Annotated in this window: 14 protein-coding genes; 8 read left to right on the top strand and 6 right to left on the bottom strand. The window is 48.3% G+C overall.

What is annotated here, in order from left to right; translation table 11 throughout:
- Positions 1-108 precede the first annotated feature (108 nt).
- From MKJ04_RS07885 to glmM, 3 genes are all read right to left on the bottom strand, one after another.
- Positions 109-690, bottom strand: a complete 582-nt coding sequence (locus tag MKJ04_RS07885; RefSeq protein WP_241641046.1) for a TIGR00730 family Rossman fold protein — start codon at positions 688-690, stop codon at positions 109-111.
- An 86-nt stretch (positions 691-776) separates the two neighbouring features.
- Positions 777-1916 (bottom strand): cysteine desulfurase family protein, encoded by a 1140-nt coding sequence (locus MKJ04_RS07880; protein ID WP_241641045.1) that lies wholly within the window; start codon positions 1914-1916, stop codon positions 777-779.
- 146 nt (positions 1917-2062) lie between these two features.
- Positions 2063-3454 carry a phosphoglucosamine mutase gene (glmM, locus tag MKJ04_RS07875; RefSeq protein WP_241641044.1) on the bottom strand — a complete coding sequence of 464 codons (1392 nt, stop codon included), beginning with the start codon at positions 3452-3454 and terminating at the stop codon, positions 2063-2065.
- A gap of 368 nt (positions 3455-3822) precedes the next feature.
- Here glmM and mazG point away from each other — a divergent pair, with 368 nt between their 5' ends.
- The 8 genes from mazG (at position 3823) to MKJ04_RS07835 (ending at position 11208) form a co-directional block, all read left to right on the top strand.
- Positions 3823-4632 (top strand): nucleoside triphosphate pyrophosphohydrolase, encoded by an 810-nt coding sequence (gene mazG / locus MKJ04_RS07870; RefSeq protein ID WP_241641043.1) that lies wholly within the window; start codon positions 3823-3825, stop codon positions 4630-4632.
- Between the two features lie 523 nt (positions 4633-5155).
- Positions 5156-6022 (top strand): MotA/TolQ/ExbB proton channel family protein, encoded by an 867-nt coding sequence (locus tag MKJ04_RS07865; RefSeq protein WP_241641042.1) that lies wholly within the window; start codon positions 5156-5158, stop codon positions 6020-6022.
- Positions 6023-6043: 21 nt separating this feature from the next.
- Complete coding sequence (locus MKJ04_RS07860; RefSeq protein ID WP_241641041.1) at positions 6044-6649, top strand: ExbD/TolR family protein; 606 nt, start codon at positions 6044-6046, stop codon at positions 6647-6649.
- A 19-nt stretch (positions 6650-6668) separates the two neighbouring features.
- Positions 6669-7196: an ExbD/TolR family protein gene (locus MKJ04_RS07855; protein ID WP_241641040.1), complete on the top strand. Its 528-nt coding sequence runs from the start codon at positions 6669-6671 to the stop codon at positions 7194-7196.
- Between the two features lie 3 nt (positions 7197-7199).
- A complete protein-coding gene (locus MKJ04_RS07850) occupies positions 7200-8024 on the top strand; it encodes an energy transducer TonB (RefSeq protein WP_241641039.1) in 825 nt (274 codons plus the stop codon).
- Between the two features lie 300 nt (positions 8025-8324).
- Positions 8325-8585: a hypothetical protein gene (locus tag MKJ04_RS07845; RefSeq protein WP_241641038.1), complete on the top strand. Its 261-nt coding sequence runs from the start codon at positions 8325-8327 to the stop codon at positions 8583-8585.
- Entirely contained in the window at positions 8575-9519 is a 945-nt protein-coding gene (locus tag MKJ04_RS07840) for a PstS family phosphate ABC transporter substrate-binding protein (protein ID WP_245402619.1), read from the top strand. Before MKJ04_RS07845 ends, MKJ04_RS07840 begins: the two co-directional genes overlap by 11 nt.
- A 57-nt stretch (positions 9520-9576) precedes the next feature.
- A complete protein-coding gene (locus MKJ04_RS07835; protein WP_241641036.1) occupies positions 9577-11208 on the top strand; it encodes a tetratricopeptide repeat protein in 1632 nt (543 codons plus the stop codon).
- 177 nt (positions 11209-11385) lie between these two features.
- Here MKJ04_RS07835 and MKJ04_RS07830 read toward each other — a convergent pair whose 3' ends face one another.
- From MKJ04_RS07830 to MKJ04_RS07820, 3 genes are all read right to left on the bottom strand, one after another.
- A complete protein-coding gene (locus tag MKJ04_RS07830) occupies positions 11386-12420 on the bottom strand; it encodes an RluA family pseudouridine synthase (RefSeq protein WP_241641035.1) in 1035 nt (344 codons plus the stop codon).
- Between the two features lie 76 nt (positions 12421-12496).
- Positions 12497-13105, bottom strand: a complete 609-nt coding sequence (locus tag MKJ04_RS07825) for an OmpH family outer membrane protein (protein ID WP_241641034.1) — start codon at positions 13103-13105, stop codon at positions 12497-12499.
- A gap of 32 nt (positions 13106-13137) precedes the next feature.
- Entirely contained in the window at positions 13138-13800 is a 663-nt protein-coding gene (locus tag MKJ04_RS07820) for an OmpH family outer membrane protein (RefSeq protein WP_241641033.1), read from the bottom strand.
- Positions 13801-13813: the final 13 nt, after the last annotated feature.

Genomic DNA, 13813 nt, shown 5'->3' with positions numbered 1-13813 from the left:
ACGTATAATGGCGGCCAGCTACGGTTGCTTTAGATATGAACTGCCTCCCTTAACTGATAGGCTTACCACTCTTTCAAACTTACCCTTAAACGGACAATCAGCAACCGGTTAGATTCTGTCAAAATCCACGCCCGTGTCAGTCATGGCGGCAACTGCACTGGATAGTTTTTTCAGCAGTTTCTCGGGGTCTTCCTCCACAATCAGGCTGTCGCGGTATGCGGGCTTGATAAATCCCTCGGCCACACCGTGGTTGATCATCTGGAGAAAGTGGTTGAAGTAGCCATTCACGTTATAAAACGCCACTGGCTTCCGGATAATGCCGAGCTGGTTCCACGTGATAATCTCATTGATTTCGTCCAGGGTGCCGAAGCCGCCGGGCATGGCCACGAAGGCATCCGCACGCGTCGCCATCAGGGCTTTGCGCTCGTGCATGGTCTCCACCACGTGCTGCTCTGTCAGGCCGGTATGCGCCACTTCCCTGGCCACCAGGCTCTGCGGAATCACACCAACGGCATTGCCGCCGCCGGCCAGCACGGCATCGGCAATGGTGCCCATCAGGCCTACTTTCCCACCCCCAAACACAAGGACTACGTTTTGGGCGGCCATCAAACTACCCAAGGCAGCGGCTGATTTTTTATATGCTTCGCCCTGTCCTTCGTTGGCTCCGCAGAATACGGCTATACTTTCCATGTATGATTTTATATGGTATGAGCATGATCTAAAGAAAAGGCTTCAATATTGCTGCTGAAGCCTTTCTGCTACATGCGACTAACTGATCAGGCTGGCACATTTTTATATAGCTTCGCCAGTGTCTCGGCGGCAAAGTCAATTTCTTCGGGAGTGTTGTATTTGCTGAACGAGAAACGCACAGACCCCCGCTCCGGATCGCAGCCCAGCGCACGCAGCACATGCGAACCAGTGTTGGCCCCGCTGCTGCAGGCGCTGCCGCCCGATACAGACACTTTATTTATATCCATGCTGAAGAGCAGCATCTCGTTGATGTCAGAGGCTGGCAAACTGGTGTTCAGCACGGTATAAAGGCTTCTGTCGCCAAACTCCGACATGCCGTTAAAGCTAATGTCGTCCATCTGCTCCTTCAGCTTGCTGATCATCCTGTCTTTCAGGCCCTGTATATGGCGGGTATGCTCCTCCATGTCGCGGTAGGCAATCTCCATGGCTTTGGCCAGACCGATGATGCCGTATACGTTTTCGGTGCCGCCGCGCATGTTGCGCTCCTGCGCCCCGCCCTGTATCAGCGGCTGTATCTTCACGCCCGCATCGCAGTACAGGAACCCGACACCTTTCGGCCCGTGGAACTTGTGCGCGGAGCCTACAATAAAGTTAGCGCCCAGCGTTTGCAGGTCATGCTTGTAGTGGCCCATCGTCTGCACGGTATCCGAGTGGAAAATGGCATTGTGCGTTTTGCAGATGCGCCCGATTCCCTCCACATCGTTCAGGTTACCGATCTCGTTGTTGGCGTGCATCACCGACACCAGCGTTTGCGGCTGGCCGGCCAGCAGCTCATCGAGGTGGTCCAGGTCCAGGTTGCCGCGCTCGTCGTGGCGCAGATACAGCACCTCTACTCCCTGTTTCTCCAGCAGTTCCATCGTGTGCAGCACGGCGTGGTGCTCCAGTTTAGAGGTAATGGCGCGCTTTATACCCAACGAGTGGCAGGTACAGACAAGGGCCATGTTATCGGCCTCGGTGCCCCCTGAGGTAAAGAAAATCTCTGCCGGGGATGTGTTCAGCAGCGTGGCCACCGTTCGTCGCGCTTTCTCAATCGCCGCCCTCACCTCGCGCCCGTGCGAGTGGATAGAAGAAGGATTGCCATAATGCTCCAGCATGAATGGGGCCATCGCGTCAAAGACCTCCTTGTCGAGCGGCGTGGTGGCGGCATTATCTAAATAAACACGCATATAATTAAGCTTAGTATTCTGACTCACTCCTTACAGAACTGCAGGAGTATAAAAAAAAGTTGCGCCAAGGGCAGGAATCACCTGTGTCCGCTGGCGCAACTTGTAGAGCTGCAATAGTTATGTATGGCAACAACACATAGGATCCCTTATGCTTTTACAGAGATGATCTCTTTAATGTCGGCGATGATTTTATTGGCCAGGTGCTCAGCCGTCGCGTTGCTGTCTGACTCGGCATAGATACGGATAATGGGCTCTGTGTTGGATTTGCGCAGGTGTACCCACTCTTTGCCGAATTCTATCTTAACCCCGTCTATGGTGTTAACGGGCTGCTTGGCATAGCGCTCCTGCACCTGCTGCAACACATGGTCCACGTCCACGTCCGGGGTTAGCTCGATCTTGTTTTTTGAGATATAGTAATTCGGGTAAGAGGAGCGCAGGCGCGTCATACTTGTTCCGGAATTAGCCAGGTGCGTCAAAAACAAGGCGATGCCAACCAGGGCGTCGCGACCATAGTGCAGCTCAGGGTAGATAATCCCCCCGTTGCCCTCACCACCGATAACCGCTTGCTTGGCTTTCATCATGTTCACCACGTTCACCTCGCCCACAGCAGCGGCGGCATACTCGCCTCCGGCCTTCTCGGTCACGTCGCGCAATGCCCTGGTCGAGGACAGGTTCGACACGGTATTGCCTTTCTGGTGCTTCAGCACATAGTCGGCCACCGCCACCAAGGTATACTCCTCGCCAAACATACTGCCGTCTTCGTTTACCAGCGCCAGGCGGTCCACATCCGGGTCCACCACAATGCCCAGGTCGAACTTGCCCTTCTCCATAATTTTGGATATCTCGCGCAGGTTCTCTGGCAGCGGCTCCGGGTTATGGGCAAAGTTGCCGTCTGGCTCGCAGAACAGCTTTTCTATCTTCTTCACGCCAAGCGCCTCTAATAGCATCGGCACGGCAAAACCGCCGCTTGAGTTTACGGCATCCACCACAACGCTGAAGTTTTTGGCGCGGATGGCCTCAACATCTACCAAGGGCAGCGCCAGAATCGCCTGGATGTGCTTTTTCAGGGCTGTGTCGGTTTGCCGGTACTTACCCAGGCTGGTTACCTGCGCAAACACAAAGCTTTCCTTTTCGGCAATGTCCAGCACCAGTTTGCCTTCTTCGTCCGAGATAAACTCCCCCTTCTGGTTCAGCAGCTTCAGCGCGTTCCACTGCTTTGGGTTGTGGCTGGCCGTAAGGATGATCCCGCCGCCAGCTTTCTTGGCCGGAACTGCCATTTCCACGGTGGGCGTGGTAGACAGCCCAACATCAATAACGTCGATGCCGAGGCCTTGCAGCGTAGCGCACACCAGTTTGTTCACCATTTCGCCAGAGATGCGGGCATCGCGGCCAACAACAATCGTGTTTATGCCGGTTGTCTGTTGCACCCATGTGCCGTATGCTGCTGCGAACTTAACAACGTCGACAGGCGTGAGACCTTCACCTGCCTGTCCGCCTATCGTTCCACGTATTCCTGAGATTGATTTTATTAAAGCCACTTGTTAAGGTTTTTACTTAGGCAAAAGTAGTAATTTCGTTATTCTAAAAGAATTTTTAACTGCGGAATACTTCCCTTGTACAGCAAGTTTCCCTTTGGCCTTCTCCTCCTCGCACCTTGCCAGCGGGTCTCTTTTTTCACGCATTCTCGTATCTATACCTCCATAAATTATAGCGTCCGATATACACTTGCTATTTAAAACGAAGCATTGGCAATATTAAAATACATATTTCGAGCAATTTATTTATATTTCCAGCTTAAACTAAACTGCTTTGTACATACATCTTAGCATCTTTCCCTGCTTTAGAATGACAAAACGAAGCAGCGGATGATAGCAAGCTGTTCGCAAACTTTCGTATATTTGATGTTATGAGCACCATGAATTTTGACGACAGCCCCCGCGGCAGGCAGCTAGAGGCTTTTAATCGGCTGCTGGATGTGATGGATGATTTGCGTGAGAAGTGCCCCTGGGACCGGAAGCAAACCCTTGAAAGTCTGCGCCATCTCACTATTGAAGAGACGTATGAGCTCTCCGACGCCATTCTGAAGGCAGACATGCCTGAGATTAAAAAGGAATTAGGGGATGTGATGCTGCACCTGGTGTTCTACGCAAAGATAGCTTCCGAGCAAAATGCCTTTGATTTGGCAGACGTGCTGCAGGCGCAATGCGATAAGCTAGTATTCAGGCACCCACATATATATGGAGACACCAAGGCCGACACAGAGGAGGAGGTAAAGCAAAACTGGGAAAGGCTGAAGCTGAAAGAAGGGAACAAATCTGTGCTGGGTGGCGTACCCTCCTCATTGCCGGCACTGGTAAAGGCGATGCGCATACAGGAAAAGGCACGCGGCGCGGGGTTCGACTGGGACGACAAAGCACAGGTATGGGAGAAAGTGCAGGAGGAACTAAGCGAGTTTGAGGCTGAGTTCAATGTACCGAAAGGGGCCACTATCGATCAGGAGAAGGCAAACGCCGAGTTTGGAGACCTGCTGTTCTCGCTGATTAATTTCGCGCGTTTTGCTGGAATAAACCCTGAAGAGGCACTTGAGCGCACCAACCTAAAGTTTATAAGCCGATTTCAATTCCTGGAGACAGAATCAGGGAAAGACGGTAAAAATCTACAGGACATGACGCTGAACGAGATGGACTTTTACTGGAACAAGGCAAAAAATCGTTAGGCATGCATACAATCTGTTAGAATTAATTGCTATGTTTAACCCACTTTTTTCTGTGAAGCCGTTACAGACAAAATCGTTTTAGCTTAATAAGTTTACTGCACATGCAACCTTTTTCCGGGACGCTGGTGTTAGCCTGAAAACATTATCCGCCTATGTATCAGCAATTTATAGCTTAAATTTATACATGCTCTGGATACTGCTCTCAAATAGGCTTGTACCGTTAGTGTCTTGCGTGCCTTCATTCTGGTTTGAAGTATAAACTTTAATTCAGCTCCCTGCAAGCATCTTTTTTGGCCGGAAGCAACGCTAACATTAGGAATTTAAAAGTAGAAAAGCTTAAATTAGGGTGCCAAAGAGGCTCTATGAGATATTTTCATAAAATGCCGGCCACGACAGATTTGAAAGTTTGAGAAAAAACAGAAATTGCGAATTCAACAAAGAACTAAAACTAAACGAATTACATTTTACATTTACCAAACAATTTATTACAACACAAACAGCTAAACTTTAAACTTTTAAGAAAATGGAAAAAAAGACTGCAGTAGTGAACAAGAATGCTAATGTAGAGAAAAAGGCCAGCCCTGTAGGGAGTATTTTCGCAAGCGTTGTTATTCCGCTTGCTATTATAGCTTGTGTGCTTATCTATATGTATGTACTGGGTAACCCTGGCAACTTCGAAGGCAACGACCCGAACAGCCATCCGCTTCCAGGCAACTACCTTGGCATTGTATACAAAGGAGGCTGGGTAGTACCTATCCTGATGTCTCTAGTATTAATGGTATTCATCTTCTCTATCGAGCGTGCCCTGACAATCAGCAAGGCCAAAGGGAACAAAAGCGTAGCTGGTTTCGTGAGAACGATCTCTGCCAAACTGAACCAGCGTGACATCAACGGCGCTATTGCTGCCTGCGATGCGCAGAAAGGCTCTGTGGCCAACGTGGTGAAGTCAGGTTTGCTGAAGTACAAGGAGATGCTGAACGAGCCGGAGCTTCTTAAAGCTGAGAAAGTGGCCGCTATCCAGAAAGAAATTGAGGAATCAACTTCGCTGGAACTGCCTATGCTTGAGAAGAACCTGGTAATTATCTCTACTATCGCCTCTATCTCTACACTGGTAGGTTTGATTGGTACAGTACTTGGTATGATTAAGGCATTCGCGGCCCTTGCACAAGGTGGTGCTCCGGATGCAGTTGGTCTGGCAAACGGTATCTCTGAGGCCTTGATTAACACGGCACTCGGTATTACAGGTTCTGCCCTGGCTATCGTAGCGTACAACTATTTCACAAGCAAAATCGATGAGCTTACGTATAGCATTGATGAGGCCGGTTTCAGCATCATCTCTACTTTCGCGGCTCAGCATGACACTGCTCCTGTGAAAACCCAAACTGTATAGTTCACCGCTTAACGAAAGAATATGCCTAAAGTAAAAGTAAAAAGAACAAAGCCTTCCCTGGACATGACGCCCATGGTGGACCTTGCCTTCTTGCTGGTTACTTTCTTTATGCTAACAACAAAGTTTGCTCCTGAAGAGTCTGTGGTAGTGGATACCCCCTCTTCTGTATCGGAGATAAAACTGCCAGAAATCAACGTAATCACCATTACAGTCGACAACAACGACCGGGTGTTTTTCGGGGTGGATGGTCAGCAAACAAAGGAAGCGTTACTTAGCAAGATGTCGGGCAAATACGGTGTCAACTTTAACGAAGAAGAAACAAAGACCTTCACGCTGCTTACTAACTTTGGCGTGCCGGTAAACCAGCTGAAGTCTTACCTGGCGATGGAACCCAACTCCAGAAAGAATGTAAACCAGCCTGGTATTCCGATTGACTCTACGTCTAACGAACTGGGTGACTGGGTGCTGCAGACGCGTCTGACAAACCCACAGGTTGTAATTGCCATCAAAGGAGACAATGATGTGAGTTACAAAACCATCCAGCGCGTTATTCAAATCCTTCAGGACAAGAAAGTGAACAGGTTTAACCTGATCACGGACATGGAGGCAAGGCCAAGCAACTTATAATTTAAAAGGAGATAAGACGATGGCAGAAATCCAAGAAAAAGCTGACTCCGGTAAAGGAGGGAAAAAAAGAGCCAAAAAAATGTCTGTCCACCTGGACATGACACCAATGGTAGACTTAGCCTTCCTCCTGCTCACGTTCTTCATGCTTACCACTACGTTCAGCAAGCCACAGACCATGGAGATTAACATGCCTGTGAAGCCTGACACTGAAGAAGAGCAGATTGCTCTGAAGGCAAGTAATGCAATGACGATAATCCTTGGCGAGGACGACCACTTATACTATTATTTCGGACTTGGCGACCCTGCTGAAAACCCGGAACTGATAGAAACGGACTACTCGGCAAACGGCATCAGAAAGGTATTGGTATCACCCAAGGTGAAATCCAATGACAAGATGACCGTTATGATCAAGCCTATGGAGAAGTCGCGCTACAAGAACGTGGTAGACATACTGGATGAGTTAAAAATCACTGATACTAAGAAATTTGCGCTTGTCGATATTGCCGACAACGACAAAAAATTGGTAGAATCAAAATTAGGAGAATAAACCATGGACAGTAACTTAGCAGCTAAAGCATCGCTTGACGACATCGTCTTTGAAGGACGAAACAAAGCATACGGTGCCTACCTACTTCGCCGACTGTACAACAACCACATTACAAAGGCCGCTATTATTGCCACGGCTTTGTTCCTTTTGTTTATCAGCATTCCGCTGATAGCTCGCATGCTTGCAAGCGAAGAAGAGGAACAGGTGGTTGAACGTATCATAACCGAAGTAGACCTGGCGCCACCACCACCAATTGATGAGGCCACGCCGCCGCCACCGCCGCCGCCACCAGATCTTCCACCGCCACCGCCACCCGTGCAGGCTACTGTAAAGTATACCCCGCCGATTGTAAAGCGTGACAACGAGGTTGTGGAAGAGGAAGAGATTCCGGATGTGGAGGAGCTTCAGGAAGCTGAGGCAGCATTAAAAACTGTGGAAGGCGTTAAGAACGCCCCGCCTGATTTGAGTGGCCTTGACGGAACGAGCAATGTTGTAGCAGAAGTGGTTGAGGAGAAACCTTATACCTATGTAGAGCAGATGCCGTCTTTCCCTGGTGGAGAGACAGAGATGCTTAAATATCTGGGTAAGAACATCCGCTACCCTGCAGCAGCACAGCGTGCCGGTATCGAGGGTATCGTAGTTTTGTCTTTCGTAGTAAGCAAGACAGGCGAGATATCTGAAATCCAGGTAATCAAAAAACTTGGAGGAGGTACTGACGAAGAAGCAATGCGTGTTGTGAAAACAATGCCAAAGTGGACTCCTGGCAAGCAGAACGGTAGAGCCGTACCTGTGCGCTACACACTGCCTGTGCGTTACACAATCAAGTAAAACCTTTCTTAGGTTAATAGAAGAGCCCAATCAGCATGTTGCCGATTGGGCTCTTTTTATACCCCAGTTGCTCACGTTTTCTAATAAGGCCCCTTCAAGCAAATTAGCCGGATAACTCATATCATAAGACTTATACTCCACCAAAACGTCGAGCTAAACAAAGCCCAGGCTACCAAAGGATGAAATGCCATACGTCAAAGGAATGCGCACTATGTCAGTTTTGTTGGCATGTACTTTCTTTTTATGGCTAATAGGTTTATTTTTAAGGGTTAAATCATATGCTCATCTGAGAATCCGAACATGCTGAAACCCAAAAGAAATGAAACTGACCCGCAGGCGAGCTTTTATAATAAGTTTGCCCGCATCTTTGGTTTACTAATGACGCTCGTTTACGTGGCGCTGGGCTTGTTCATCATGTTTGCAGGAGACAGCTTGCAATTGAGTGTGGGCAAAGAGTTCCGGTATATGCTTGGCGGAATCTTAATCTTATATGGTGTCGTAAGGTTTATAAGGGTATACCAAAGTAACACACGCAATAAAAATAACCGATATGAAGAGTAGAGCACACTGGATAGCTTTGGCTATAACCATACTGGTCTTACAAGCTTGTGGAGGGAATACCTCGGACACCGCACTAAGCACCCCGACCTCAGGAAACGTGAACATCAGTGTAGATGAATCCTTTCAACCGATTATAAAATCTCAGGTAGACACTTTCGAAGGCATATATGACCAGGCTCATGTAAATGCAGCTTACAAGCCGGAGGGTGAGGTGATTAAGGAATTCCTTAATGACAGCACCAGAATTGTGATCTTGTCCAGGGAACTGACGCCAAGTGAGGTGGCATCCTTCGAAGAGCACAAGCTCATCCCGCGCACAACCAAGATTGCCATTGACGCTATTGCCCTTATCACGAACCCCAGCAACGCGGATACCCTCCTGACGATGGCTGAAGTTAAAAGCGTGTTTGCAGGAAAAACAAAGAGTTGGAAGGAGCTGGACGAGACCTCCGAACTGGGAGAGATCACAATTGTGTTTGATAATAACAACTCAAGTACCGCGCGATACGTACGAGATTCGTTGACTGTAGACCAGAAGCTTCCTGCAAATACATTCGCAGCGAAGTCTCATGAAGCCCTGATCGAGTATGTGGCCCAGAACAAGAATGCAATCGGTGTGATTGGCGTAAACTGGATCAGCGACTTTGATGACTCTACAGTAGTAGGTTTCCTTAAAAATATAAAGGTATTGGGTATAAGTGCTGACCCGGCTCCGACTACAACCGGAAGCTTTTTTCAGCCTTACCAGGCCTACATAGCACAGGAAGCATACCCATTACGGCGTTTTCTTTACGTGATCAGTACAGAGGGGCGAACAGGTCTTGGCACAGGTTTTGCATCGTTCATTGGCGGAGATCAGGGACAACGCATTTTTCTAAAATCAGGGCTTGTGCCTGCCACCATGCCAGTGCGCGTTATCGGACTACGGAATTAATTTCTGCCAATACGGGCACCTCATTAAAACTTAAAACACAACTAAACTTTAATACAGATGACGAATAAATGGAAGTATATTGCCCTAATGGCGGCCGCTTTCCCTGCCACAGCAGCCTTTGCTCAATCAGGAGACGCTGGTAGAAAAGCTGTTGAATTAGAGCGTTACGAAGAGGCTAAATCTATCTATAAGAAGCAGCTAGGCGACAGAAAAGCTGACAATGCTTACTTCGCACTTGGTAACATATACCTCAATACACAAAAACTTGACTCTGCAGCTTTTTACTTTAACCAAGGGATAGCGCAGAACAGGAAATCTGCCATTAACTATGTGGGTTTAGGTAAGATTGAAATGGAGCGCGGTAACATGCCCAAGGCACAAGAGCACTTTGAGCAAGCGTTAAAGTATAGCAAATCTAAAGACGCTTTTGTGCTGACAATGCTAGCTGAATCTTACCTTAGCCAAGGAGAGAACGGCGCTACAAAGGCAATAGAGTATTCGAAGAAAGCAGTTGAGCGCGATACTAAAAACCCTTTAACTTATCTGGTAATGGGTGATGCGTATTTGCTCCAGAAGAATGGTGGCGAGGCCATGACGGCATATGACCGTGCTATTCAGTTGGACGATACCTTCGCAAAAGTGTATCTGCGTAAGGGTCAGCTTTATACCAGCTCCCGAAACTACAACGAAGCTGAGGCGGCTTTTACAAAGGCGATCGAGATCAACCCTAACTATGCACCTGCCTACCGTGATCTTGGCGAGTTGTATTACTTCGCTGGTCAGTACGACAGAGCACTTTCTACATTCCAGAAATACGTGGATATGGCAGAAGACACGCCTGAGACACGTGCCAAGTACGCTTCTTTCCTGTTCCTGACTAAAAATTACGACAAGGCGCTTACAGAAGCTGAGCAAGTACTTCAGAAGCAGCCTGACAATACAACGATGAATCGTTTGCGAGCTTACTCTTATTTGGAGTTGAACCAACCTGAGAAAGCATTGGAGGCGATTGACACGTATATGCAAAAAGCAGATCCTAACAAGCTCATCGCTGAGGATTATGAGTATTATGGCCGCATCCTGAACAAGAACAAGCAGCCTGAGAAAGCAATCGTGAACATGGAGAAAGCACTCCAGATGAACGAGGAGAATGTGGAGCTTTATGCCGACCTGGCCAATGCGTATGCCCAGAACAACCAGTATGACAAGGCTATCGAAGTGTATGAGCGCAAGCGCAAAAACGCGGAACCTAGCAATGCCGATTACTACTACATGGGTAACATCTATATGATGGCTGGTGAAGAAAAAGCAGCGGCGAAAGAAACTGCGGCAGCTAACGAGTTTTTCAAGAAAGCTGACGAAACGTACGGGAAAGTTACCTCTACAAACCCAACGTATGCTTACGGTCACCTTTGGAGAGCACGTGCTCAAGCCAGCCAGGATCCAGAAACCACACAAGGACTGGCAAAACCATACTACGAGGAATTTATCAAAATAGCCGGTACTGAAAAAGACAAGTATAAGAGAGATCTGATCGAAGCCAACTCTTACTTAGGCTATTATTTTTACTTGAAAGGTGAAAGAGATAATGCTGTGAAGCACTGGCAGGAAGTTAAAAACCTTGATCCAGAAAACCCACAGGCAGCTGCTGCGCTAAACGAAATTGGAAAATCAGCCAAAAGGAAATAGGAAAAGCACTTAAGCAGACAAAAGCCCCATTCTATATAGAAATGGGGCTTTTTGTTTGTAGCTATAAAGTAATCTGGAATAAAAACGTAAGCTTTCGCTGGTACAAGCTTGCAGCTTCTGTTTCCATACATGATTAGCTCCAGCAGAATTTGACCTAATCAGTTTCCTTAAGGCGTTTTACTGGCCTTCATATAATTCCCACTTGGCCAGGACAGCGGCAAAATCTTCAGGCAGTTCTGAATCGAACTGGATGACTTCTTTTGAGATGGGATGCTTGAAGCCAAGCGACTTGGCATGCAAGGCCTGGCGTGGCATAAGTTTGAAGGCATTCTCCACAAAAGACTTGTAAGAGCCATTAGGCGAGCCACTCAATATTTTGTCTCCGCCATACATGGCATCCGAAAACAGCGGATGCCCCAAATACTTCATATGGGCGCGTATCTGGTGGGTACGGCCAGTCTCGAGGTTACACTGCACCAGCGACACGTACTTAAAGTTGCGCAATACCTTGTAATGTGTCACGGCGTGCTTGCCATACGTGCCGTCTGGGTAGACCGACATTACCCTTCTGTCCTTCACACTACGGCCAACATGCCCTGTAATAGTGCCTTGCTCCTCTTTGGGCACTCCCCATACCAGCGCGTAATAGGTGCGTTCTATGGTATGGTCAAAGAACTGCTTTGCCAGATAGGCCATGCTGTAATCTGTCTTCGCGATAACCAGAAGCCCTGAGGTATCTTTGTCGATCCGGTGTACGAGCCCCGGTCTGCCCTCCCCGTGTCGGGTAGTGGGCAGGTTCTGGAGGTAAAACGTGAGCGCATTCACTAGTGTGCCCGTCCAGTTGTTGTACGCCGGGTGCACCACCATACCTGGCTCTTTGTTTACCAGCAGCAGTTCCTCATCCTCATACACAAAGGTAAGCGGGATATCCTCCGGCACAACGTCTGTGTCGCGGGGAGGCTCTGCCAGAATGATCGTGATGATGTCCTGTGGCTTTACCTTATAGCTGACCTTTACGGGCTTTTGGTTTACCTGCACCGACTCAGACCGTATGGCCTCCTGCAGCTTGTTGCGCGTTACATTGGGCAGGCGATCCATTAAAAACTTATCGATGCGCAACAGGGCCTGCCTTTTGTCCACTACTATCCGATGGTGTTCATACAACTCATCGGAGTCTTCAGTGTTTTCTTCCGGTTCAAGATACTCTGCCAAGGGAAAATATATAAAGGTAAAAAAAAGAAAGCCGAAGTATACACAACGGCTTTCCAGTTATATGAAAGAAGGATGCTTATTTGTTCTTCTTCTTGGTGGTTGTTGGCTTTGCTGGAGTAGTTGTGGCAGCAGGCTTGGTGGCAGCAGGCTCAGTTGTTTGCTGCGCCTTGGCTGGGTCTACGCCCAATTTCTTCAGCACAAGCGGAGAGATGTCGCCATCTTCAGGGCCTGCAAGCAGTGCTTGGTTGCTGATGATGTAGGTATACCCATTCTCAACGCGCACTTCTTTGATGGCCTGGTCAATCTTGCCGATCACCGGATCAACAAGCGACTTTTCCTTCTGCTGCAAAGAAGACTGTGCGCTTCGCTGAAACTCCTGTATAGAGTTGTTCAGGGTCATCAGTTCCTTCTCTTTATCGTCGCGCACTACTTTGTCCATGGTAGCGGCTCCTTTTTCGTAAGCCTGCAGCTTCGACTCATACTCAGCGTATTTTGTCTTCAATTGGCTTTCGAGCTGCGTGCTGTGGGTCTTAAGCTCAGACTCTATCTGCTTGCTCTCTGGCATTTGCAGCAAGATGTATTCTACGTTAGTATAACCAATCTTAAGCGGCTGGTCGTTGCTCTGTGCAAAAGACGCAAAGCTGATCAGTAAGAACGCTACTACTAGTGTTTTAATCTTGTTCATCGTTGGTTCGGTTGATTAATAATATATTAGGTTTAGTTGTTAGGCTTCTTCTTAGTCTCTTTTTTTGCTGGTTGCTGCGTTGGTTGCGTTTCCTGCGGCTCTTCCGCCCCTACGTCCGGCAGATTCCCGGGGTCGTCCACCGCGCTGTTTGCGGGCGTTTGCCCCTGCTGGTTCTGCCGCTCCGAGGCTAACCCCAGCGATTCGAGCACATACTCTGTATAATCGTGCACCGGGTTGGTATAAATCATCACCAGGTCGCCGGACTTATCGAACATCATCTGCACTCCTTTGGATTTGGACACCTTTTCGACGGCTTCGAATACCTCATCCTGTATGGGCCGCATCAGTTCCTGACGGCGCTTAAACATCATTCCTTCATACCCAAAAACCTTCTGCTGATAATCGTGCAGCTCGGCCTCTTTCTTGGCTATTTCGATTTGCCGCTTTTTCTTCATCTGCTCTGTCAGCAGCACTTCCTCGGCCCTGTAATCCTGTTTCAGTTTGTCTGACTCTTGCTGCAACTGCTCAATCTCCTTTTGCCAGGCCGAAGCGTATTTATCCATCTCCTGCTGCACTTTGTTGTAAGCCGGCATCTTGCTCAGGATAAAATTCGAGTCAATATAGCCAATCTTCTGAGCATGCGAAACAGATGCCAGCAAAAAGCCCGTTATAAAGATGAACAAAAACTTCCTCATACAAATTCCTTGC

The organism is Pontibacter sp. E15-1, assembly GCF_022601975.1.
In the GTDB taxonomy this organism is placed as follows: Bacteria; Bacteroidota; Bacteroidia; order Cytophagales; family Hymenobacteraceae; genus Pontibacter.
The sequence above is the reverse complement of the archived record's forward strand: the minus strand, read 5'-3'. Positions and strand labels throughout refer to the sequence as shown.

Coding starts and splice junctions, on each gene's coding strand:
- MKJ04_RS07845 (WP_241641038.1), top strand. CDS start 8,325: ATGCTGAAACCCAAAAGAAATGAAACTGACCCGCAGGCGAGCTTTTAT.
- MKJ04_RS07865 (WP_241641042.1), top strand. CDS start 5,156: ATGGAAAAAAAGACTGCAGTAGTGAACAAGAATGCTAATGTAGAGAAA.
- mazG (WP_241641043.1), top strand. CDS start 3,823: ATGAGCACCATGAATTTTGACGACAGCCCCCGCGGCAGGCAGCTAGAG.
- MKJ04_RS07820 (WP_241641033.1), bottom strand. CDS start 13,800: ATGAGGAAGTTTTTGTTCATCTTTATAACGGGCTTTTTGCTGGCATCT.
- MKJ04_RS07840 (WP_245402619.1), top strand. CDS start 8,575: ATGAAGAGTAGAGCACACTGGATAGCTTTGGCTATAACCATACTGGTC.
- MKJ04_RS07880 (WP_241641045.1), bottom strand. CDS start 1,916: ATGCGTGTTTATTTAGATAATGCCGCCACCACGCCGCTCGACAAGGAG.
- MKJ04_RS07850 (WP_241641039.1), top strand. CDS start 7,200: ATGGACAGTAACTTAGCAGCTAAAGCATCGCTTGACGACATCGTCTTT.
- MKJ04_RS07860 (WP_241641041.1), top strand. CDS start 6,044: ATGCCTAAAGTAAAAGTAAAAAGAACAAAGCCTTCCCTGGACATGACG.
- MKJ04_RS07825 (WP_241641034.1), bottom strand. CDS start 13,105: ATGAACAAGATTAAAACACTAGTAGTAGCGTTCTTACTGATCAGCTTT.
- MKJ04_RS07835 (WP_241641036.1), top strand. CDS start 9,577: ATGACGAATAAATGGAAGTATATTGCCCTAATGGCGGCCGCTTTCCCT.
- MKJ04_RS07885 (WP_241641046.1), bottom strand. CDS start 690: ATGGAAAGTATAGCCGTATTCTGCGGAGCCAACGAAGGACAGGGCGAA.
- MKJ04_RS07855 (WP_241641040.1), top strand. CDS start 6,669: ATGGCAGAAATCCAAGAAAAAGCTGACTCCGGTAAAGGAGGGAAAAAA.